Here is a 23,490-nt window from a genome sequence, read left to right as displayed (position 1 = left end):
AAGGTGATAGCTATCTATAATGAATATTGAAGATATTTCGCTTACTCTTCATTAATTTGTGGTGTTACGGCAGGTGAAAACCATTGGTCAAGCTTATTGCTCAGAATGTCTACTCCAATCCCTTTTAGAGATGAAAAGGCTGCTACGCTGACGTCTCCACCAAAACTGATTGCCTCCTCTTTAATTTTTAAAACTTGAGCTTTACGTGCACCACTTTTGAGTTTATCTGCTTTGGTTAGAAGAACTTGTACTGGGATACCACTATCGACTGCCCAGTAAATTAATTGCTGGTCAAGGTCCTTCATTGGATGTCGAATGTCCATTAGAACGACGAGCCCTTTTAGACATTGCCGCTTCTGCAGATATTCACCCAAAGATTTTTGCCATTTCTTTTTCAATTCTAGCGGAACTTGGGCAAAACCATAGCCCGGAAGATCAACGATGTGGCACCCTTCCGTTACCTTAAAAAGATTAATAAGTTGTGTTCGGCCTGGCGTTTTACTCGTTTTTGCTAAACTTCTTTGGTTAGTTAATCGATTTAACGAGCTCGATTTACCTGCATTGGAACGTCCTGCGAACGCAACTTCGATTCCCTCATCTTCAGGCAGATGACGTATATCAGGTGCGCTGGTGATGAAATGGGTGTTTTGATAATGAATTTTTACGCTCACTGTTAACTCCATCTCGACTTTGTGTCGTCGATTGATTACTTTTATATGAAAGTGTGTAAAATAACCGTGCTCGGCATAAGGTCGCCTATTATATCATGAGTGACTACGCAGAGTGGTACTGGAAGCTTGATAATTATAATGGAATGTCATGAAGAAATTAGCGCTAATCTTGAGTCTTTTAGCCAGCTGCTCTGTATGGGCCCAAGGTAGTATCGAAGCTGGAAAAGAAAAATCTCAAACCTGTGTTGCTTGTCATGGTGCTGACGGCAATAGTCAACTCGCGATGTACCCTAAAATCGCAGGTCAACATGCCAAGTATATTGAGAAGCAGCTTAAAGACTTTAAGTTGGGTATGTCCAGCAGCGGTAAGCAGGGGCGCTATGACCCTGTAATGAGCGCTATGGCTATGCCTTTGTCTGAGCAAGATATGAAAGATATCGCATCATACTACTCCTCACTCTCGATTTCGAATAATACAACACCAGAAGACGTTGTGCAAAAGGGTAAGACCTTATATACAGCCGGTGACATGGATCGTGGGCTAACTGCATGTACTGCTTGCCATGGTCCCCGTGGTAATGGTACGGAACTTTCGGGTTTTCCTAAAATATCAGGTCAACATGCTGATTACATCAAATCCCAGTTAGAAAAGTTCCGTGCTGGTAAGCGTGGTAATGATATGAACGGGATGATGCGTGATATTGCGAAGAAACTTACTGATGAAGATATCGACAATTTATCTAAATATGTCGGTGGCTTACACTAGCTTTAATTCATTTGCCCTAACCAATTGTAAAAAAAGAAAAGCCCAAGAGATTTATTATCTTGGGCTTTTTTGTATGAGATGAATCACAGTAACTATGGTTCACGATCTGAGTATCTTTCCCATTACTTTGTAGGAGATCGTCATTTCTTTGTAAGTGGCTTTTCTTATATTTTTTCATAAATTCATGAAAATTAAATAAAAAATATTAATTTTAACGCGATCGATATTTTTTTTTGTTAGATAGATTGCTTCAAGTTTGTGAAAGGTTAGAGTGGTCATATCGACGGGGCGCTAAAAGTGAAATGTATGTACTAATAAATGTTTTAGTCATTAATTACGTTTAGCTTTCAGGAAGTAAAGTAAGTAGGAAGCTTACATGATAGGGATGATCACTTTGTCTGAGGGTTTAGACAATGAAAAGGACCAGGCTAAGGATGGGCCCAGAGGCAGGAAGTAAAAAGGATTATTAAAATTCACTAGGACGGTGAAAAAGAAACTCTTTAGCAGGGAAAGCGCGAATAACAAATGGATATTTAGTGCACGCTATGCGTGCAATATTTTTGGCTTCAAGGCCATTTTAATACTTTAGAAAGCGATAAGATCTTCTTATCGCTTTTTTTGTATTTTACTCTATACATTACAAATGCAGGCCTGCTCTAGCTTGTTGATTATCGACTATCTTTTGCGTTTAGTAGCAATATTTTTCTCAACTGATGATTATTTACCCAATAATGCTCCACTCTACAGTCACTTTCTGGTATGTTTCGCATCCCGGTTTGAGGATGTCGCTATGGATCACTGCCCACTTTGCAGCAGTTCTAAACTGCAATATTATTACGAAGATAAGTCTCGAGCATATCTTCAGTGCCAGCAGTGTGACTTAGTATTTGTGAGTTCTGTTCAAAGATTGGATGCAAAGGCCGAAAAAGCCCACTACGATCTGCATGAGAACGATCCAAATGATGGTGGCTACCGTACATTCTTGTCTAGGGTTGCAGACCCAGTGATAAAGCGTGTTGAGCCAAACTCAGAGGGGCTAGATTTTGGTTGTGGTCCTGGTCCGACACTGTCTTTGATGTTTGAAGAGCAGGGGCACAAGATGTCTTTGTACGATATTTATTATTATCCTGATACCGAGGTATTGGAACGTACTTATGACTTTATAACTGCCACAGAGGTGATTGAGCATTTATATCATCCAAATAAAATATGGCAGCAATGGTTGAATTTAGTTAAGCCAGGTGGCTGGATTGGTCTGATGACTAAGATGGTTATTGATGTTGAAGCGTTTGCTAGGTGGCACTATAAAAATGACCCTACACACGTCGTTTTTTATAGTCGCAACACATTTGAGTTTCTGGCCGAGCGGGATAAGCTCAAACTTGAATTTATTGGTAATGATGTAATTTTACTGAGGAAGCTCCAGTAATGAGCCGTAATAAAAAAATCAAATCAGGTAGTAATGGAGACCTGGTTGTCGTCCGTAATCGTACACAAGCTGACGTAGAAGGACGTTTGCGTAAAAAAGATAAAAAGCGTAAAGGGTTGAAAACGGGTAATCGCAACGTTGAAGGCAACGATCAAAAACACCAAACTGAAGGTCAAGTACGTGATCCGCGTTTAGGGAGTAAGAAGAAAGTCCCATTGATTGTTGAGGCTGAGAAAAAAACAACCAAGGCTGAGCGTCGCCGTAGTGCAGAGCAAGAGCTAGAATTGCTGGAAGCTGATGCTCAATTAAATGTGTTGCTCGATCGCCTTGATAATGGTGAAAGTTTAGGTGCTGGTTTACAAAAATTTGTTGATGAAAAACTTGCACGTATCGAAGCTTTGATGAAGCAATTAGGTATTTATCAAGAAACTGAAGATGAGCTAGCTATTGCTGACGATACTGTGTCTACTGAGAAGGAACCAGTAAAAAAATCAGCGAAGAAATCCTCTTCTGATGATGAGTTGCTCTCGCAGTTTGAAGATTTGGATTTGAATCAGCTTAAAGGGTAGGACAATTGATGAATGTAACCTTGTTGGCCATTATTGGTGGAGTGATTATTCTCACTTTAGCACTATATGCAGGTTACCTTCTGCTCCAATTGAAGAAGCAAAAGGATTTGCAGTACCAACATACTAAACTTGCGATTAACAAGCGTAACGCCAATATTTTTGAAAATGTACGTATTCTGTGTATGGCAGGTATTCAGGGGCAGTGTGATTTGTCGGAAATTAGCATCCGTGTTTACAATATTATGGACTACGTTCAGGGAGAAGATCGTGTCGATTTTGACAAAGAGTTTCCAGCCACAGCAGAGCTTTACCATATAGTAAAAGACATGGCTCGAAGTGAAGGTCGACAGCAATTAATAAAGAAAGAGCGAATGAAACAAAACCTTGTACGTCACAAGGCTGAATCTCGCCTAGAACAAACAATAATTGAAGAGCTAAAACAGCTACAGAAAAAAGTTCAACCTCTTAATAATCAAATCAATATTCAGATGGTCTAACGTTAATCATAATTTCCTCTCAATCGTTAAGTGACCAAGTTATCAATTTTAACTATTAGTGTCCTTAACGTGTCATGCATCTCTACGTTCTGCCACTGTGTGTGGCAAAATAGCCAGAAAAATAGCGCGGCTAACCAAGCCGCCTAGCAATGATAATCTTAACGGAAGGGCATCATGTCTCAGTTCGTCGCCGTGAGCCAGCAAATAGTTTGGGATCAAGCATTACTCGATAAATATAACTGTGCTGGTCCTCGTTATACGTCTTATCCTACAGCATTGGAGTTTCACGAAGTATTCACCATTGCTGATTATGATGCGGCTTGTACTGAGTACCCAGAGCGACCTTTGTCTCTTTATATCCACATTCCGTTCTGCCACAAGCTTTGTTACTACTGTGGATGCAATAAGGTCATCACACGCCATGCTCAGAAAGCAGAGCAATATCTGGATGTGCTTGAGCAGGAAATTCTTACTCGAGCGTCATTACTCCATGGGCGTAGGGTGACACAACTGCATTTGGGGGGCGGTACACCGACATTTTTGTCCAAGCATCAAATTTCTCGATTAATGAGTACAATACGAGCGGAGTTCGATTTTCGAACTGATGCTGAAATAAGTATTGAAGTTGACCCTAGAGAGATAGAGCTGGATATACTTGACCATCTTAAAGCAGAGGGTTTTAACCGCTTAAGCATTGGGGTTCAAGATTTCAATAAAGAGGTTCAAAAACTGGTCAATCGTGAGCAGGATGAAGACTTTATTGTTGCTATGGTAGAGCGTGCCAAAATACTGGGTTTTCGCTCAACTAACTTAGATCTGATTTATGGTTTACCTAAGCAAACCAAAGAGCGATTTGCTCAAACATTATCTCAAGTATTAGCAATGAACCCAGGGCGATTGTCTATTTTTAATTATGCGCACATGCCTCAGTTGTTTGCTGCTCAGCGTAAGATTAAAGACGAAGCTTTGCCAAGCGCGAAAGAAAAGATGGCTATTCTTCAAGAAACAATTTCGACACTGACTAATAATGGCTATCAATTTATTGGTATGGATCACTTTGCAAAGCCTGATGATGAGCTGGCTATAGCTCAACGCAATGGAGTTTTGCACCGTAACTTCCAAGGTTACACGACTCAAGGTGAATGTGATTTAGTTGGTTTTGGTGTATCCGCTATCTCAATGATTGGAGATGCGTATGCTCAGAACCAGAAAGATCTCAAAAGATATTACCAACAGGTGATATCTCAGCATCATGCTTTATGGAAAGGTTTATCTCTTGATAGTGATGACTTACTAAGACGTGAAGTTATTAAGCAGCTCATTTGTAATTTTAAACTAGATATAGCAATGCTTGAATCAGAATTTGATATTCGATTTAAGCACTACTTTAAAGATGATATTGAATTACTTCAGACATTCATTGAGGATCAGTTAGTCGAAATGGATGAAAAGGGGATTCGAGTGACGCTTCGCGGCCGTCTTCTCATTCGTAACATATGTATGTGTTTTGATAAGTATTTACGAATTAAGGCCCGCCAGCAGCAATTCTCAAGAGTCATATAGCCCCCTAGTTGTGACTTGTCTCTTATTTGGAGGCTACTAGGAGGCAATATAAGTGTGTAGTGCAACGTCCCACAAGGCTTTGATTAACGGGTTATCCCACTGTGAACGTTTGCAGCAGACTCCCAGCTTAAATGGCTTAATCGATGCAACTTTAAGCCGATGTATTTTTTCTTTTACCGGGCTATTGTTGATCACTACGTCAGGGGCGATAGCGACACCGCAGCCAAGTGCGACCATACTAACAATCGCTTCATGTCCTGAAACCTGAGCATAGATGTTTGGCTTGATTTTCATCGATTTAAACCAAGAATTGGCTCGCTCTCTTGCGGTGCCTGATTCTGGGACAATAAAGGGTATCGAGTTCCAATCAGTCTCACCCTTTTGTAATGCGTGAGTAAAGCTACTTATTCCAGCAGGTGCGATGACAGACAGTGGGATTTCGCCAATCGTTTCAAACTTAAGTTTGGCTGGTAGTGTGTCAGGTTGGGCTGAAATTGCGATGTCGACTTCATCGCTCAGCACCTTATTGATCGCTTGGGCAGGGTCCCCTGTGGAAAGTTTTAATTCTATAAATGGGTGCCGTAGGCGAAGCTCAGACAGTAACTCTGGAAGGTGGCTATAGCTGGCCGTAACAGAACAAAATAAACGAATCTCTCCTTTGAGTTCTTGCTTACCATTTTGCACTTGAGAGTAGAAGCTTTGCCACTCAGTTATTATTTTTAGTGCGACTGGCATTAGTTTTTTAGCTGCAGGGGTGAGTTCGACGCTGCGGTTATCGCGTACAAACAATTCTTGTCCTGTTTCCGACTCTAGTTTTTGTATTTGTCGACTCAAAGCTGATGGACTGACATGCATGGCTGAGGCCGTTTTAGCAAAGCTTTTACTATCACACAAATGGATAAAAACCTGTAAGCGCTTTATGTTCATAAATGAGTGGTCCTAAGTTGCAATTTTTGCAATGACTAATTGTGAATATATCACTTTAAGCAAGTTGGTGTCTGTTTTAGTATCGAGAGATTCGGTGATTAAATACCGACTTAGGTGGATAAATATTTAAAGGAGAGCCCTAACATGGCCAACTATTTCAATACATTAAACTTGCGTGAGCAGCTAGATCAACTTGGTCGCTGTCGTTTCATGGATCGCAGCGAGTTTGCAACAGAAGCTGATTACCTTAAAGGTAAGAAAGTCGTTATTGTTGGCTGTGGTGCTCAAGGTCTGAATCAAGGCTTAAATATGCGTGACTCTGGCCTAGACGTGTCTTATGCATTACGACAAGCTGCTATTGATGAGCAGCGACAATCTTTTAAAAATGCACAAAACAATGGCTTTGATGTCGGTAGCTATGAAGCGCTCATCCCGCAAGCTGACCTAGTTGTGAACTTAACACCAGATAAGCAGCATACTAATGTTGTGGAAACGGTTATGCCGCTGATGAAAGAGGGATCGGCACTTGGTTATTCGCATGGTTTTAATATCGTTGAAGAAGGCATGCAGATCCGCAAAGATCTGACGGTAGTTATGGTCGCACCTAAGTGCCCTGGTACAGAAGTTCGTGAAGAATACAAACGTGGTTTCGGTGTTCCAACATTGATTGCTGTTCACCCTGAAAATGATCCGAAAGGTGAAGGTTGGGATATCGCTAAAGCATGGGCAGCAGGTACAGGTGGACACCGTGCGGGCTGCTTAGAGTCATCGTTTGTTGCTGAGGTGAAATCTGATTTGGTGGGTGAGCAAACTATCCTTTGTGGTATGTTGCAAGCAGGCTCTATTGTCAGTTATGAAAAGATGGTGGCTGAAGGTATTGACCCAGGATATGCAGGTAAATTGATTCAATACGGTTGGGAGACAATCACAGAGGCGCTTAAGTTTGGTGGTATTACTCATATGATGGATCGCCTATCAAACCCAGCAAAAGTCAAAGCATTTGAACTCTCTGAGCAACTTAAAGATCTAATGCGTCCTTTATACAATAAACATATGGACGATGTTATTACTGGTCACTTTTCTAGCACTATGATGGCTGATTGGGCCAATGACGATGTTAACTTGTTGGGTTGGCGGGAAGAAACCGGTGAAACTGCATTTGAAAACTATCCAGCCAGTGATGTTGAAATTTCTGAGCAAGAATACTTCGATAATGGCATTTTGTTAGTCGCTATGGTGCGTGCTGGTGTTGAATTAGCATTTGAAGCCATGACTGCGTCAGGTATTATCGATGAGTCAGCGTACTATGAGTCTTTGCATGAGCTACCACTGATTGCAAACACAGTCGCACGTAAGCGTTTATACGAAATGAATGTCGTCATTTCAGATACAGCTGAGTATGGGAATTATCTGTTTGCTAATGTTGCAACGCCGCTTTTACGTGAGAAATTTATGTCCTCAGTTGGCACTGATGTTATTGGTAAAGGTTTAACTGAAACATCTAATCACGTAGACAACGCGACTCTGATTGCTGTCAATGAGACTGTTCGTAATCATCCAGTTGAGTACATTGGTGAAGAACTACGCGGTTATATGACAGATATGAAGCGTATCGCGGTAGGTGGCTAGACCACTTAATTAGAGGTAATGATTTAAGTATCTTCCAGTAGTAGAAACTCCAGACAGACTGGAGTAATAAATACAAGACGAATACACAACATCTCAAATAAAAGGCCTGGTCTCATCGACCAGGCCTTTTTATTTTGGGTAGTGGGCGTTGTGGTACGGTTTATTTCTCCGCTAGCTTATCTTCCAGAGCGGTTAGCTTTTGCTCCATGACGGTCAGTTTCTCGCGAGTACGCATAAGAACTTGAGTCTGAACATCAAACTCTTCACGGCTGACAACGTCAAGCTTGTTAAGCTGGCCTTGAATAACTTGGCGAATTTTTTGGTCGACGTCTGCACCCAACTCTTTGACTGGAGTTGGCATGGAGTCATGAATTTGTTTCGCTATTTGTTCTAATTTTTTTGGGTCAAACATGTGAAAAACTCCTGTACGTTTGTTTCTATTCTATGTAATTGCTTGGAGAAAGTCGCTATTGGGTCAAAATTATTAGCTGATAGAAGCAAGAAAGGCCACCTTGAAGGGTGGCCTAGTATTCGAGTGCGAATTTACTTTTTGTCTGTTAGTTGGCGATGAGCCGCTTTTGCTTCATCGATACGAGCCAGTTTTTCCAAATCTTTGTCTTCTACAAATACTGGAAGTGGCTTATGTTTCTCTGCAAGGTAACTGTATATGACAGGCAAAACAAATAGAGTAAACAAAGTACCGATTGCAAGCCCTGCAACGATAACAATGCCTATACTAAATCTCTGGGCAGCGCCTGCTCCTGAAGCGTACATCAGAGGTATGAGGCCTGCTATCATCGCTGCTGTGGTCATTAGAATTGGACGCAGACGCACTTTAGCTGCTTCCATAACGGCGTCTGTTTTACTGAGTTTGTTATGGAGCTGCTCTTCTTTGGCGACCTCACAGATTAATATACCATGTTTCGTTATCAGACCAACTAAGGTAATCAAACCAACCTGAGAGTATATATTCATCGATGCAGCTCCCCATGCAAGAGAAATTAGAGCGCCACAGATCGCTAGAGGAACCGATACCATAATGACCATAGGATCTTTTAATGACTCAAATTGAATTGCTAGCACCAAGAAGATGATTGCCAGTGCTAACCCAAAGGTAGCGTAGAGAGCGCTGCCTTCAGTCACATACTGGCGAGATTCGCCCATATAGTCGTGGTTGTAGCCGCTTGGAAGCTTGTTGTTTGCCGTGTCCTCGAACCAGTTAATGGCATCACCCATCGCAGTACCCGGAGCGGGTGCTGCACTAATAGTTGCTGAATTAAGTTGGTTGAAGTGAGGCAAAGAACGAGGCTCGGCGACTACATCAATAGTTATCAGATTTCCTAGAGGCAGTGCTTTCCCATCAGCGCCTTTAACATAGTAGTTATTCATTGATTCTGGATTTAGGCGCCATTTACGTTCTACCTGAGGGATCACTTCATAAGAACGACCGTTAAGGTCAATGCGATTGACATAGCCATCAGACATCATGGTGCTAAGTGTGGTACCAATATCTTGCATGGTTACGCCATAAGCGCCCGCTTTGTCTTTATCAATATTGATCTTGATGGTGGCTGAATCGTAGTTGAGATCTAACTCCGAGTATACGAACATTGGATTAGTACTCACTTCCGATAGAACATCAGAGGCGATAGCAAACAAGCTTTCAAAGGCATTGGGTGTAGTGATCACAAACTGAATTGGTAACCCTGAACCTGCTCCTGGCAGCTCTGGCATTTGGAATGCGATTACTGCCATTCCAGGTACCTCTTTAACCAGCTCGGTCACTCGGTTTACTACTTCATGCTGTCCTGCTTCACGCTCACTCCAAGGTACTAAAGAAGCAATACCAAAGGCTTGGTTTGAGCTCGGTACGCCAGTAAATACTTGTGCATACGCTACTTCCTTTTGATCTGAAAGAATGGCGTTAACATCATTCATGGTATTTTGCATAAAATCCAAGTTGGCATTAGATGGTGCCGTACCCATTAGCATGACAACGCCCTTATCCTCCGATGGTGCCAGTTCACTTGGGATAAACTTAAATAACAGAGGTAAGCTTGCGAACACAATTATTGCAAAGCCAATCATCACAGGGCGGTGCTGCATAACAGCGCCGAGCATTTTTTCATAGCGCAGCGTCATATTATCCAGTACATGGTGAACTTTTTGCTCAAACTTACTTGGTACCTCATTAGCTCTAAGCATCTTAGAGCACATCATAGGTGATAGTGTTAGGGCTATAATACCTGATACAAATACAGCCCCTGCAAGCGTTAAGGCAAATTCCTTAAACAAGGAACCCGTAATGCCTCCCATAAGAGCTATCGGAGCATAGACGGCGCCTAAAGTTAACGTCATGGCGATAACAGGGACAGCGATTTCTCTTGTTCCTATGATAGCTGCTCTAAATGGTGATTCACCGAGTTTGATATGACGGTCTACGTTTTCGAGTACCACGATGGCATCATCAACAACTAAGCCGATAGCCAGTACCATGGCGAGTAGTGTCATTAGGTTCCAAGAAAAACCTATCGCTTGCATTACCATAGCCACGCCAATCAAAGATAGGGGAATGGTAATAATCGGAATGAGAACCGCGCGGAAGGAGCCTAAGAACAAGGTAATAACCACAAGTACAATTAATGCAGCTTCAGCAATAGTATGAATAACCTCATTAATTGATTCATTAATGGCGATGGTTGAATCGTACATTACGTTCATTTTGATGTTGCTAGGCAGATCTTTCTCTAATTGAGGAAGCATCTGATGAACATCAGCGGCAATATTGATAGGGTTGGCAGTTGGGGCCGCATTGATTGCGGCAACAACGGCTTCTTGGCCATTGGCACTGGCGCGGTATGTATCGTGGCTCTTTTCTAGCGTAACTTTTGCAATATCACCCAAGCGAGTGACTTTACCCACATCAGAGCTAACTACTAAATTCTTGAGCTCCTCTTCATTAGAGACTTGGGTATCTGCGCTGCCGTTATAGAGAACAAACTCACCAACCGCCTGACCTGCTGCTGATTGATAATTATTGGCATCCAAAACGCCCATGACATCATTTGCGGTTAAGCCAAATGCGGCCATCTTAGCAGGGTCAAGCCAGACACGCAGCGCGTATTTAAGCCCGCCATAAAGGTCGATTTTAGAAACGCCATTAACAGTAAAAAGTTGTGGGTTGACCACACGCTCAAGATAGTCTGTGATTTGGCTGGATGAGAGTTCGTCGCTGGTAAAACCAATATACAAAACCGCGGTCGTTGAACCTGTCGACATGGTTACGGTCGGATCCTCAGCTTCTTTGGGGAGCTGAGAGCGGACCGAATTGGTTTTTGCCAGAATATCAGACAGTGCTGAGTTTGGATCGGTATTCAACTTCATATTAACGGTAATAGTTGAGGTACCGAGCTCAGAAGATGAAGTCATGTAATCAATATTGTCTGCTTGTGCTACGGCTTGTTCCAAAGGCTGGGTAATAAAGCCTTGGATCAAATCAGCACTTGCCCCGTAGTAACTAGTCGTAACGGTCACTACGGTATTTGTCATTTCAGGGTATTCGCGTACTTGCATTTTGAACACTGCTTGTAAACCAAGCAGGGCGATCAAAAAGCTGATCGATACCGCTAAAACTGGACGTTTTATAAAAACATCAGTAAAGCGCATGAAGCCTCCAGATTAGAGCATAGGTGTTTCAGCTGGTGGAGTAGTTGCATCACTTTCTACTACACGCACTTTTGCATCATTGCTGAGACGCACCTGGCCAGATGTTACGACCATGTCGCCTGGCTTAACGCCTTCTAAGATATGAGCTATGTCTCTTACTCGCTCACCCACTTTAATTACTTGCTGTTTGACTCGCTTTTCACCGTCATTTTCAGCAATGATATACACGTTGTCACCGTAAAGCGTGAAGGTAATGGCGGTTTGTGGAAGCGTCACCTGATTTTTTATGGTGGGCAATATAATATTTGCTCGGGCAAACATACCGCTGCGCAGTTTTCCATCACTGTTTGGGATATCCGCTTGAACTTGGATTAAACCGCTTTGTACACTAACAGCAGGTTCGATAGCAGTAATCGAGCCTTGGAATGAAGTTTCTGGATAAGAATCAACAAAAATATCGACTTGTTGGCCTAAGCTGATGCGTGAAATATCAGTCTGCGGGACAGTAAAACGCAGGCGCATTACGCTAGTATCTTCTAAGCGCACAATATCAGTACCAATTTGCAGATATTGTCCTAAGTAGACATTACGTATACCAACAACACCAGCAAAAGGCGCTTTAATTTCACGTCTATCAATAGTCGCTTTTAAGCTGTCGATATCAGACTTGAGCGAGAAGTAGCTCGCTTCAGCATCATCAAGAGTTTCTTTCGACACAGAGCCTTTTTTGTAAAGACCTTGGTAGCGCTTATATTTTGCTTGTGCGGCGGGTAATTTTGCTTGGGCACTTTTGAGATCGGCCTTTTCAACCGATGAATCTAGCATGACCAGAGGCTGGCCTTCTTTGACATTGGTGCCTGAATTAAAGGCAATCTTGTCAATTATTCCTGCCGACTGGTTGGCTAAAGTGACACCTTGATTTGGCTCAATAAAGCCAATTGCTTCAATCATAGGAACCCAATCAACAGATTGGACTTCGGTGGCAGTAACAGGGAATTCTGGCTCAGGGCGATTAGCTAGAAATTCTTCTATCTTATGTTGCTTGAAAACATTAAAACCTATCACACTACCAAATAGCAGTATTGCAATAAGAAGCATATAAAAAGTCCACTTTTTCATTCTAACTAGAACTCCAAATTAGTGTTTGATAATTGCATCCCAACTGGCCTCAATCGCCGCATTAATGGCTGCTTGATCCAATTGATAATATCCAAGAGCTTGTTTGCGTGCCAAAGTGACACTGACCTCTAGGCTCAGCGCTGCCAACACTGAATTATCTAGTGGTTTAAACAGTCCTTGCTCTCGGCCTTCAGTAAAAAGCTTATCTACCTTGCTAAACATTTCGCGCTCCATTTCCTTTGTTTCATGGTTTCTCATGCAGGGCAAGGAGTCGTATTGAGCGCGATTTTTCAAGTTGTCTATATTCGACCTTGAGAGGTCGAATATGTTTAGCCACATAGTTTGAAACTGTTCTTTAATCGGCATAGTGTTGTTTACGCCACGTTGAACAACTTCGGCATTTCGTTGTATTACCGCTAGTCTCACTTGCAGCAATAAGTCTTCCTTGTCTGAGAAGTAGCGATAAATAGTTCCTGCTGCAACGCCAGCTTCCTTAGCTAATTTATGCATTGAAAAGCCTTGAAAACCTGAATCTGCGATTAGGTTTTCGGCGGCATCTATGATTTGCTGTTTTTTATCTACCATAGAATTAGATCCAGACACTTACATATTGTGGGTGAATGAACATTCATTCATTATAGCTTAAAACGGCATCAGATATGCAACAAACTTTATTATAATTTATGAAAAAACATCCAATTTATTTTTTTAGAAAGATTTAGCTTCAGCATCATCTCGACTAACCATGGCAATCTTCTTATTGCACTATTATGATATGGCCTTTGATTTGTATCCCTGAGATGGCCATGAAGCTTAACCCCAACCAAGATGAAGCCGTGAGATACGTAGCAGGCCCTTGTTTAGTCCTTGCGGGGGCTGGCTCGGGTAAAACACGTGTTATTACCAACAAGATTGCCTACCTAGTGAAACAATGTGGTTACAAAACACGTAATATTGCAGCGGTAACCTTTACTAATAAGGCTGCGCGCGAAATGAAAGAGCGCGTAGGGCAAACGTTAGGTAAAAATGAATCTAAAGGGTTAATGGTCTCCACATTTCATACCTTGGGCTTGAACATCATCAAGCGTGAGTACAAGGCTTTGGGACTCAAATCTGGTTTTTCTTTGTTTGATGACCAAGATCAGCTGGCGTTATTAAAAGAGCTGACAGAAACTGAACTTGATGGTGATAAAGATCTGTTGCGTCAGCTGCTCAGTACTATTTCAAATTGGAAGAATGATCTGCTGACGCCTGAACATGCAATAGCAAAAGCCCAAGGAGAGCAGCAGCAATTATTTGCTCAGTGCTTTTCACTGTATCAAAAACAGATGAAAGCTTATAACGCGCTAGATTTTGACGATCTGATTTTGTTACCCGTTTTGCTGCTAAAGGCGAATCCGGAAGTTTGTCAGCGTTGGCAGAATCGTATTCGTTACCTACTGGTTGATGAATACCAGGACACCAATACCAGTCAGTATGAACTGGTTAAATTGATTGTCGGCGAGCGCGGACGGCTAACAGTGGTTGGGGATGATGACCAGTCGATTTATTCATGGCGTGGTGCTAAACCACAAAACTTGGTGTTGTTAGGACAAGATTATCCCAAATTGCGCCTTATTAAATTAGAGCAAAACTATCGTTCAACCAGTCGTATCTTACGTGCAGCGAATATATTGATCGCAAATAACCCTCATGTGTATGAGAAATCCTTGTTCTCAGAAATTCCAGATGGTGAAAAACTAAACGTTTTATTGGCCAAAGATGAAGAGCATGAGGCTGAGAGAGTAACGGGAGAAGTAATTGCGCACAAATTTCTCAATCGAACTGAATATCGTGATTATGCGATTCTGTATCGAGGCAACCACCAATCTAGATTGATTGAAAAGTCTTTGATGCAAAACCGTGTGCCTTATAAGCTTTCAGGTGGAACGTCTTTTTTTGCTCGTTCTGAAATTAAAGACGTTATGGCTTATCTTCGTGTGTTGGTGAATCCAGATGATGATAATGCCTTTTTACGTATAGTAAACACACCCCGTCGAGAAATTGGCCCAGTGACATTAGAGAAGCTGGGCAGCTATGCCAATATGCGAGGTAAAAGCTTATTTGAGTCAAGCTTTGAAATTGGATTAGAGCAGTATTTGTCTGGACGCGGACTGGAAAATTTACGCCGATTTACTCACTGGCTGGTTAAGATTGCTGATCAGTCTGAAAGGGGAGATAAGGTAGAAGCAGTGCGTTCGCTGGTGCGTGATATTAACTATGAAGACTGGTTGTATGAAACCTCCACCAGTGCAAAAGCTGCAGAGATGAGAATGAAAAATGTATCAGATCTGTACTCATGGATAGCTTCTGACTTAGAGGGCGATAATTATGATCAGGAAGAGAAAAGCCTTAAGGAAGTGGTTCAGCGTCTGACACTGCGTGACATGATGGAACGTAGTGAAGAAAATGAAGATACAGATGCAGTACAGTTAATGACCTTGCATGCCTCGAAAGGTCTTGAATTTCCTTATGTGTATTTAATTGGTTCAGAAGAGGGAATTCTACCTCATCAAACCAGCATTGATGAAGACAATATCGAGGAAGAGCGCCGCTTGATGTATGTAGGTATCACTCGTGCTCAGCGTGAGCTGACGTTTACTATGTGTAAAGAACGCAGGCAGTATGGTGAATTAATCAAGCCAACTCAGAGTAGGTTTCTTGATGAACTGCCTTTTGATGATCTTGAGTGGGAAGTAAATAAAAAGCCCCAGACTCAGGAGGAAAGAATGGTGAAAGGCCAAGCACATATTGCCAATATCCGCGCCATGTTCAATAACAAGTAGCTCGATTAGGTCCAGTTAAAATGAGCTTGGTTTATCACTAAGCTCTTTTAGCTATTTGGGCTCTATAAACCCGCAATCATATGCTCAATAGCCGCAACAATTTCATCATCAGAGCAGTCCATACAAGTGCCTTTGGCTGGCATAGCATTGAAGCCTTTGATAGCATGATTTTTTAGTATGTCTTTACCCTGAGCAATACGCGGAGCCCAGTCATCAGCGTTGCCCGTTTTAGGGGCGCCGCTTACACCTGAAGAATGACAAGCAATACAAAAAGTGCCATAAACACTAGCGCCATCTCGCGGCCCCGTTGGCTCGGCTTTTACGGGCTCAGAGCCAGCTAAATAGACATTCCCAACAGGTTTGATGCGTTCTGCTATCGCATCGTATTCTTGTTGGCTGATATTTGCTGCAAAAGAGGTGCTTGAAAAAGTAACTGCAGCAACCATAGCGGTTAAGATTTTTCGAGACATATCCATGTAACTCACTTTACATTCCTAACGGTAAGTACGTGCTCACCTATTTATTAGATTATTAGAGTGTGGTTTGATTTACAGCTTTTTGCCGAGAAATCAATGTAAATATTAGGTGATTATATCCTGATAACTTGTTGCAATAAACAGCAATAGCCCTGCTTGTATGTGGTTATATAACTGGAAATAGGGGTTTATCACATTTTAATTGCCCAAAAAGACATCAAACGATAAAAAAACTTTAAAAAGTACTAGACGACATAGTGTGATATACGTATTATTCCACTCCGCCGATAGGGCATGCGCCCGTAGCTCAGCTGGATAGAGCGTTGGCCTCCGGAGCCAAAGGTCGAAGGTTCGAATCCTTTCGGGCGCGCCATTCCGGACACTTATTTAATAAGTGATAATTGGCATTAAATAATGGTGGCTATAGCTCAGTTGGTAGAGCCCTGGATTGTGATTCCGGTGGTCGCGAGTTCGAATCTCGTTAGCCACCCCATTATTTAGAAAGATAAAAGTTCGGTGAATAGCGCAGCTTGGTAGCGCATCTGGTTTGGGACCAGAGGGTCGGGGGTTCGAATCCCTCTTCACCGACCATCATTTAGTTTATGGCTTCAGTTTAAGCGGTAAACATTAAGAATACTGTGGTGGCTATAGCTCAGTTGGTAGAGCCCTGGATTGTGATTCCGGTTGTCGCGAGTTCAAGTCTCGTTAGCCACCCCATTAATTTCTCAGCAAGATTAATGCTGAGATTAGAGAAAGATAGAATAAGTTTTTCTCGTTAAAAAATTCGGTGAATAGCGCAGCTTGGTAGCGCATCTGGTTTGGGACCAGAGGGTCGGGGGTTCGAATCCCTCTTCACCGACCACATTAAAAAGCCTGCTTTACAGCAGGCTTTTTTTATGTCGTTTAATTAGCCTTGTCCCCAATTATCTCTATATATCTTAGTTATTTTTACAACCTGCCCAATTAAGCATGACGGTTTTCACTCGCCTATTAACTAAATGTCACATCACATCACACCAAACCTTGGTAGGATGAATATTGGTGTTATTGTTATTTTTAGATTATTCATTCCATAGACATAATCACTATGTTGCATTTGTGTTTCTAGGGTTTGGGTATTATTAGCTTAAAATGGAGGTTTTAGTGGTTTGTTTGTTGCTTTTTTGTGAATTATTTGCAAAATTGATGAGCTTATAAATTGTCAGGATGGTAACCCCAGTTTTTTCTAAACTGAAAGGTTCGCTGGCTTGAATGGATTCACTTTCAGACAGAGCAGGAAGCTGCCGGAGTATTAGAGGTCTGGTCATGTCACTTTTAGAAGTTAAAAACCTTCGTATTGAATACCCATCGCGTCATGGTGTTCATGCTGCAGTTAAGTCATTATCCTTCAACGTTGAGCGTGGGGAGATTGTTGGCGTTGTTGGTGAGTCTGGTGCTGGTAAATCAACAGTTGGCAATGCTGTTATCGACTTACTTAGCCCTCCTGGGCGCATTGCTAGTGGCGATGTTTACTTAGATGGTAATCTAGTCTCTGGGTTGTCGGAAGAAAAAATGCGACAAGTAAGGGGCTCTAAAATCGGGTTTATTTTTCAAGACCCTATGACTTCTTTAAACCCACTCTTTACCGTAGAGCAACAGCTAACTGAGACAATTCACGCCAATATGAATGTCTCACAAGATGAGGCCTATCAAAAAGCTTTGTCTTTGATGCAGCAAGTGGGTATTCCTCAACCAGAAAATCGTCTTAAGCAGTACCCTCACCAGTTTTCTGGAGGTATGCGTCAGCGAGTAGTGATTGCTATCGCTTTAGCTGGTGAGCCTGATCTTATTATTGCTGATGAGCCAACAACCGCTTTAGATGTATCAATACAAGACCAAATTCTCAATCTCATCCGTGAGTTATGCGTTAAGAATAATGTCGGTTGTATGTTGGTTACGCACGATATGGGCGTAGTATCGAATGTGACTGACCGAGTAGCTGTGATGTATCGTGGTGATTTGGTTGAGTTTGGTGAGACTAGTAAAGTGCTTGGCGATCCCGATCACTCTTATACTCGAAGTTTGATTTCTGCTGTACCGCGCTCTGATGCCAAGCTCGAACGTTTTCCTCTGGTGAGTTACATTGAACAAGCGCACGAGATGGAGCCTCTGGATGTCAAAAACCACTGGCTTGGCCAGAGCCAAGATCATCGTAATTATGCCGGCTCATTACTTACCGTTGAAGGTGTCAATCTACGTTTTGTAACCAAAGACTCACTGTTTGAAAATAGGCGCGAGTACGTTCAAGCATCGAATAATGTGAGCTTTGATGTCTTTGAGGGTGAAACCTTTGGCTTGGTTGGAGAATCTGGATCTGGAAAATCAACTATTGCCCGTGTGATTGCAGGACTGTATGAGCCAAATTCAGGAAAAGTGACTTTTGAAGGTATTGATTTAACGGCACTCAAATCGGAGAAAGAGCGTCGTCCTATGCGCCGTCAAATGCAGATGGTGTTCCAAAACCCTTATACGTCAATGAACCCGAGAATGAAGATATTCGATATCATTGCTGAGCCGATTCGTTTTCATAAGTTAACTGAGAATGAAAGCCAGACGAGACAGATTGTCTATGATCTGCTTGATCATGTTGGCTTGGGTAAGATGGCGAGCGTTAAGTACCCGCATGAATTCTCGGGCGGGCAGCGCCAACGTATTTCAATTGCTAGAGCGCTAGCTACTCGACCAAGGCTACTGATTTGTGATGAACCGACTTCTGCGCTTGATGTGTCAGTGCAAGCGCAAATACTGAATTTGCTTAAAGATCTGCAAGATGAACTTAATCTCACGATGTTGTTTATTAGTCACGATTTACCCGTTATTCGCCAGATGTGCGACCGCGTTGGGGTGATGCAAATGGGGACTTTGCTTGAAGTAGCGCCGACAGAACAGCTGTTTAATACACCTCAACATGAATACAGCAAACAATTGATTTCCTTAATGCCTGAGTTTAAAGGGTTAAGAGAAGCGATATAGATGGCGAAAGCCACAGATACGACCCGAACTAGGGTAAATAGATAAAATACAACAGTAGGGATTAATCCCGCATAAGGAGTTATGCAATGAAAACCATTAAAAGCAAACTAGCCCTGGCTTTAATCACAGCTGGTTTGAGCTTTAGTGCGGCTGCAGCGGATATAACAGTCGGCTATGCTTCTGATCCTGTTTCTCTTGACCCCCATGAGCAGCTATCGGGTGGTACTCTGCAAATGTCTCATATGGTATTTGATCCGTTAGTGCGGTTTACCCAGGAGATGGAGTTTGAGCCCCGTTTGGCCGAATCATGGGAGCGAGTAGACAATGAAACCATGCGCTTTCATTTACGAAAAGGCGTGAAGTTCCATTCAGGCAATGCGTTTACTGCTGACGATGTGGTGTGGACTTTTGAACGCCTGAAAGAGTCCGCTGACTTTAAAGGGATTTTCGCGCCGCTTGTCGCGCTCAATAAAGTGGATGACTATACCGTTGAAATTAAAACGGATGGTACTTATCCCTTGATTGAAAATGTTGCGACTTACATTTTCCCGATGGACAGTAAGTTTTATACTGGTAAAACAAAGGATGGTAAAGACAAGTCTGAGATGGTTAAGCATGGTAATTCTTATGCCTCTACTCACGTCTCTGGGACTGGCCCTTTTACTATCACGTCTCGTGAGCAAGGTGTTAAAGTCAATTTTGAGCGGTTTGATGGTTATTGGGATAAGGGCTCAAAGGGTAATGTTGATAAGCTGACGCTTGTGCCAATCAAAGAAGATGCAACTCGTGTCGCTGCTCTACTTTCTGGTGATGTCGATATGATTGCGCCTGTAGCGCCTAATGACTACAAACGAATTAAAAGTGCAGATGGTGTTGATCTCTATACTATGCCAGGTACTCGCGTTATTACCTTCCAGATGAACCAAAACAGCAACCCGGTACTTAAAGACCCTCGAGTTCGCCAAGCCATTGTTTATGCGATTAATAACGAAGGCATAGTGAAAAAAATCATGAAAGGAGCGGCGACCCCAGCGGCTCAGCAGAGCCCTGTAGGTTATGCAGGTTATAATGATGGTCTTAAGCCTCGTTATGATCTTAAGAAAGCCAAAGCGTTAATGAAACAGGCAGGCTATGAAAAAGGCTTCTCGTTGACGATGATGGCGCCAAATAATCGCTACGTGAACGATGCTAAAATTGCGCAAGCTGCGGCGGCAATGTTATCAAAAATCGGAATCAAGGTTGATTTGAAGACGATGCCGAAAGCTCAGTACTGGCCTGAGTTCGATAAATGTTCCGCTGACATGTTGATGATCGGTTGGCATCCGGATACTGAAGACTCTGCAAATTTTACTGAATTCTTAGCTATGTCACGCAATAGTGAAACGGGCAAAGGTCAATATAACTGTGGCCACTATGGTAATGCAGAGGTTGATAAGTTAGTCAATCAATCAAATACTGAAACCGACTTAGGTAAACGTAGTGAGATGCTTAAACAAGTGGAAGCAACGTTATATGATGAAGCAGCCTTTGTTCCCCTGCATTGGGAGGACCCTTCTTGGGCGGCGAAAAGCAATGTTAAGGTTGGTCCAATCGTAAATGGTATGAACTTCCCTTATTTTGGTGATTTGGTGGTTAACTAGCCAGCTATGACGCTTAACCAAGTGCTTGTTCTCGCAAGTGCTTGATTACTTAGGGTGCTGCCTTTGTTTCAGTCAAGGTCAGCACCTTTTTGAATACTCTACTTGCAGGGCTTAGTGGGACTGCAGACTGAAATCTATGGAAAGCAAAGGGGCAGGGAATGTTTTCGTTTCTGGTCAAGCGCCTGTTTCAGGCACTGATAGTGATGTTTGTGATCAGTTTGGTGGCGTTTGCCATTCAGGATAATCTGGGTGACCCGCTGCGTGAGCTTGTGGGGCAATCGGTTTCCGAAGCAGAGCGTCAAGCTCTTCGTGATGAGCTCGGCCTCAACGATCCTTTCATAACAAAATACACTCGCTTTGTTGGCTCTGCACTTCAGGGTGATTTAGGCACATCTTATTTTTTTAAGCGTCCGGCCGTTGACGTTATTTTAGATAAATTAGTGGCGACGCTAGAATTAGTGTTTGGAGCGACAATTATTATAATTGCCTGTTCAATTCCTTTGGGGGTTTATTCAGCAATTCATCCTAAAAGTATCTTTACTAAAATGATTATGGCTTTTAGTAGTATAGGTATTTCGATTCCAGTGTTTTTGACCGCTATTATGCTGATGTATGTTTTTTCAATTGAGCTTGGCTGGTTGCCTTCCTTTGGGCGGGGTGAAACGCTGAATTTGTTAGGCTGGGATTCTGGTTATTTTACCCTCGATGGTTTGGCGCATCTTGTGTTGCCTTGTATATCACTTGCATCAATCATGTTACCTCTCTTTATTCGCCTAGTACGATCTGAAATGCTTGAAGTGCTGAGTTCAGAATATATTAAGTTTGCTAAGGCGAAAGGCTTAGCTTTAAATAAGATTTATTATCAGCATGCTTTAAAAAATACTCTATTGCCGGTTTTGACTGTCGGTGGTGTGCAAATTGGTACTATGGTTGCCTATACGATTTTGACTGAAACAGTATTTCAGTGGCCTGGTACGGGTTTCCTTTTTCTCGAAGCCATTAATCGCGTTGATACGCCACTTATTACAGCTTATGTGATTTTTGTTGGTCTCATATTTGTAGTGACCAATACCATTGTCGATCTGCTGTATGGCATTATCAATCCAACCGTGAACCTAACTGGAAAGGGAGCATAATTATGAGCCAGACCACAACAGCTCCTTCTCTATGGGATCGATTTAAACAATCGGATTTCCTGTACTATTTCAAGCGCGATAAAGTGGCCATGGCCAGTTTTACTGTGTTCATGCTCTTTTTGATGATGGCTATCGCTGCTCCAATATTATCACCGACTGACCCATATGATTTGGTATCGATTGATATTATGGATTCAGAATTACCTCCTTCTTGGATGGAAGAGGGTGATGAACGTTTTGTATTGGGTACGGATGAGCAAGGGCGAGATATTTTATCCACGATTTTGTATGGTTCACGCTTGTCGTTAACGATTGGCTTTTTAGCTGTCGGTTTACAATTGGTGTTAGGAATTATTATCGGTCTATCTGCGGGGTACTTTGGTGGCCGTATCGACAGCTTATTAATGCGCTTTGCCGATATTCAGCTCTCGTTTTCTACCATGATGGTGGCAATAATAGTATCTGCCATCTTTAAAGCCAGTTTTGGAAGTGATTTCTATAGTCAATATGCGGTGATCATGCTAGTAGTCATTATTGGTGTTGCTGAATGGCCGCAATATGCTCGAACCATTCGTGCTTCTGTGTTGGCTGAAAAGAAAAAAGAGTACGTAGAAGCTGCGAGAGTAATGGGCTTTAAAGCTCCGCGGATTATGTTTCGCCATATCCTACCTAATTGCTTATCGCCTATCCTGGTGATTTCGACAGTACAAGTAGCAAATGCCATTATGTCAGAAGCGGCTTTGTCTTTCCTTGGGCTTGGTTTGCCAGTCGACCAGCCATCATTAGGCGCTCTGATCAGTATAGGGTTTAACTATATCTTCTCTGGTGCATGGTGGATTACAGCTTTTCCTGGTGTGGTATTAATTAGTCTTGTGCTTGTCATCAATCTGTTAGGTGACTGGCTACGTGATGTATTCAATCCTAAAATATACAAAGGGTGATATAAGTCTAAGATTTAATTATATAATATTCACTAAACTAAGAGCCGTAGTTAGTTACGGCTCTTTTTTTGCATTAAGTTTTAATCGTGACGAGTCGCCACAAATGTCATCAAGTTATTAAATAATAAATTTAAGGTTTAAATGAGGATAAGAGAATGGCTGTAAAATCCAAACGTTCTGTGGTTGTGCTCATGAGCCTTGCCACGTTGGGTTTATCTCTATCACTTGAGAGGGCTTACGCTAAAGAGTTTTTATGTGATGCAACCCAAGCCTCAAATGGTAACCTCCCTTTATTGGATAGCAGTTGTCCAATTGGTACAGGGATGTGGGGTAAACTTAATCCTCAAGTTCGAGCATCTTATTTTTGGATTCAGTGCGGTATATATACTGAGCCATTAGCATTGAGCGAAGCAAAGAAAATTTATCCTTATATTGAATCTGATGTATGGGCTAAACCTGAAGGTAATGTTTATCGGTGCCTCATAGGGCCATATAAAGATTTTGCCAAGGCTGAACATGATTTAGCCCAAGTGAAACAACTTCCAGAGTATGAAGAAGCCTTTATGAGGCAGATATTGCATGATAGTCCGAAGAAAAACACTACACCTCTATCTGTTGCAAACG

19 protein-coding genes and 5 tRNA genes are annotated in these 23,490 nt (G+C 42.2%); 17 read left to right on the top strand and 7 right to left on the bottom strand.

The window, feature by feature from the left end; genetic code table 11:
- Window positions 1-41: 41 nt before the first annotated feature.
- The gene (gene yihA, locus KO511_RS18120) at window positions 42-671 is read right to left on the bottom strand and encodes a ribosome biogenesis GTP-binding protein YihA/YsxC (RefSeq protein ID WP_215988803.1); all 630 of its coding nucleotides are present in this window, start codon (window positions 669-671) and stop codon (window positions 42-44) included.
- Between the two features lie 148 nt (window positions 672-819).
- Here yihA and KO511_RS18115 point away from each other — a divergent pair, with 148 nt between their 5' ends.
- The 5 genes from KO511_RS18115 to hemN all read left to right on the top strand — a co-directional run bounded on the left by KO511_RS18115 (window position 820) and on the right by hemN (window position 5,495).
- Window positions 820-1,437 carry a c-type cytochrome gene (locus tag KO511_RS18115; RefSeq protein ID WP_215988802.1) on the top strand — a complete coding sequence of 206 codons (618 nt, stop codon included), beginning with the start codon at window positions 820-822 and terminating at the stop codon, window positions 1,435-1,437.
- Between the two features lie 790 nt (window positions 1,438-2,227).
- Window positions 2,228-2,866 (top strand): class I SAM-dependent methyltransferase, encoded by a 639-nt coding sequence (locus KO511_RS18110; RefSeq protein ID WP_215988801.1) that lies wholly within the window; start codon window positions 2,228-2,230, stop codon window positions 2,864-2,866.
- A complete protein-coding gene (gene yihI / locus KO511_RS18105) occupies window positions 2,866-3,435 on the top strand; it encodes a Der GTPase-activating protein YihI (RefSeq protein ID WP_215988800.1) in 570 nt (189 codons plus the stop codon). The genes KO511_RS18110 and yihI overlap by 1 nt, the downstream gene beginning before the upstream one ends.
- A gap of 8 nt (window positions 3,436-3,443) precedes the next feature.
- On the top strand, window positions 3,444-3,932 hold the full coding sequence (locus KO511_RS18100) for a DUF2489 domain-containing protein (RefSeq protein WP_215988799.1): 489 nt from the start codon (window positions 3,444-3,446) through the stop codon (window positions 3,930-3,932).
- A gap of 174 nt (window positions 3,933-4,106) precedes the next feature.
- Window positions 4,107-5,495, top strand: coding sequence for an oxygen-independent coproporphyrinogen III oxidase (hemN, locus tag KO511_RS18095; protein ID WP_215988798.1), 1,389 nt, complete (start codon window positions 4,107-4,109; stop codon window positions 5,493-5,495).
- Between the two features lie 36 nt (window positions 5,496-5,531).
- On the opposite strand, the gene ilvY is transcribed toward hemN, so the two are convergent.
- Window positions 5,532-6,422 carry an HTH-type transcriptional activator IlvY gene (gene ilvY / locus KO511_RS18090; RefSeq protein ID WP_215988797.1) on the bottom strand — a complete coding sequence of 297 codons (891 nt, stop codon included), beginning with the start codon at window positions 6,420-6,422 and terminating at the stop codon, window positions 5,532-5,534.
- A 144-nt stretch (window positions 6,423-6,566) separates the two neighbouring features.
- Here ilvY and ilvC point away from each other — a divergent pair, with 144 nt between their 5' ends.
- Window positions 6,567-8,051, top strand: coding sequence for a ketol-acid reductoisomerase (ilvC, locus tag KO511_RS18085; RefSeq protein ID WP_215988796.1), 1,485 nt, complete (start codon window positions 6,567-6,569; stop codon window positions 8,049-8,051).
- Window positions 8,052-8,211: 160 nt separating this feature from the next.
- Here ilvC and ubiK read toward each other — a convergent pair whose 3' ends face one another.
- From ubiK to KO511_RS18065, 4 genes are all read right to left on the bottom strand, one after another.
- Complete coding sequence (gene ubiK, locus KO511_RS18080) at window positions 8,212-8,463, bottom strand: ubiquinone biosynthesis accessory factor UbiK (protein WP_125320121.1); 252 nt, start codon at window positions 8,461-8,463, stop codon at window positions 8,212-8,214.
- Window positions 8,464-8,594: 131 nt separating this feature from the next.
- The gene (locus KO511_RS18075; protein ID WP_215988795.1) at window positions 8,595-11,717 is read right to left on the bottom strand and encodes a multidrug efflux RND transporter permease subunit; all 3,123 of its coding nucleotides are present in this window, start codon (window positions 11,715-11,717) and stop codon (window positions 8,595-8,597) included.
- 12 nt (window positions 11,718-11,729) lie between these two features.
- Window positions 11,730-12,836 (bottom strand): efflux RND transporter periplasmic adaptor subunit, encoded by a 1,107-nt coding sequence (locus tag KO511_RS18070; protein WP_215988794.1) that lies wholly within the window; start codon window positions 12,834-12,836, stop codon window positions 11,730-11,732.
- Between the two features lie 18 nt (window positions 12,837-12,854).
- On the bottom strand, window positions 12,855-13,421 hold the full coding sequence (locus tag KO511_RS18065) for a TetR/AcrR family transcriptional regulator (RefSeq protein ID WP_215988793.1): 567 nt from the start codon (window positions 13,419-13,421) through the stop codon (window positions 12,855-12,857).
- A gap of 221 nt (window positions 13,422-13,642) precedes the next feature.
- Between KO511_RS18065 and rep the strand changes: the two genes are divergently transcribed.
- Window positions 13,643-15,661: a DNA helicase Rep gene (gene rep, locus KO511_RS18060; protein ID WP_215988827.1), complete on the top strand. Its 2,019-nt coding sequence runs from the start codon at window positions 13,643-13,645 to the stop codon at window positions 15,659-15,661.
- Between the two features lie 62 nt (window positions 15,662-15,723).
- Here rep and KO511_RS18055 read toward each other — a convergent pair whose 3' ends face one another.
- The gene (locus tag KO511_RS18055) at window positions 15,724-16,137 is read right to left on the bottom strand and encodes a c-type cytochrome (RefSeq protein ID WP_215988826.1); all 414 of its coding nucleotides are present in this window, start codon (window positions 16,135-16,137) and stop codon (window positions 15,724-15,726) included.
- Window positions 16,138-16,433: 296 nt separating this feature from the next.
- On the opposite strand from KO511_RS18055, the gene KO511_RS18050 reads away from it, so the two are divergent.
- From KO511_RS18050 to KO511_RS18005, 10 genes are all read left to right on the top strand, one after another.
- A tRNA-Arg gene (locus tag KO511_RS18050) sits at window positions 16,434-16,510 on the top strand.
- 44 nt (window positions 16,511-16,554) lie between these two features.
- A tRNA-His gene (locus KO511_RS18045) sits at window positions 16,555-16,630 on the top strand.
- Between the two features lie 21 nt (window positions 16,631-16,651).
- Window positions 16,652-16,728, top strand: a tRNA-Pro gene (locus tag KO511_RS18040).
- Window positions 16,729-16,778: 50 nt separating this feature from the next.
- A tRNA-His gene (locus KO511_RS18035) sits at window positions 16,779-16,854 on the top strand.
- Between the two features lie 68 nt (window positions 16,855-16,922).
- Window positions 16,923-16,999 (top strand) — tRNA-Pro (locus KO511_RS18030).
- A gap of 443 nt (window positions 17,000-17,442) precedes the next feature.
- Entirely contained in the window at window positions 17,443-19,149 is a 1,707-nt protein-coding gene (locus KO511_RS18025) for a dipeptide ABC transporter ATP-binding protein (protein WP_215988825.1), read from the top strand.
- Window positions 19,150-19,235: 86 nt separating this feature from the next.
- Window positions 19,236-20,789 carry an ABC transporter substrate-binding protein gene (locus KO511_RS18020; protein ID WP_215988792.1) on the top strand — a complete coding sequence of 518 codons (1,554 nt, stop codon included), beginning with the start codon at window positions 19,236-19,238 and terminating at the stop codon, window positions 20,787-20,789.
- Between the two features lie 158 nt (window positions 20,790-20,947).
- Window positions 20,948-21,925, top strand: a complete 978-nt coding sequence (locus tag KO511_RS18015; protein WP_215988791.1) for an ABC transporter permease — start codon at window positions 20,948-20,950, stop codon at window positions 21,923-21,925.
- Between the two features lie 2 nt (window positions 21,926-21,927).
- Window positions 21,928-22,866, top strand: a complete 939-nt coding sequence (locus KO511_RS18010) for an ABC transporter permease (RefSeq protein WP_215988790.1) — start codon at window positions 21,928-21,930, stop codon at window positions 22,864-22,866.
- 155 nt (window positions 22,867-23,021) lie between these two features.
- A partial coding sequence (locus tag KO511_RS18005) for an SPOR domain-containing protein (protein WP_215988789.1) occupies window positions 23,022-23,490 on the top strand: 469 nt, incomplete at its 3' end.

The sequence above is a fragment of the Vibrio hepatarius genome, from assembly GCF_018860525.1.
In the GTDB taxonomy this organism is placed as follows: domain Bacteria; phylum Pseudomonadota; class Gammaproteobacteria; order Enterobacterales; family Vibrionaceae; genus Vibrio; species Vibrio hepatarius_B.
This window is presented reverse-complemented; position numbering and strand designations above follow the sequence as displayed.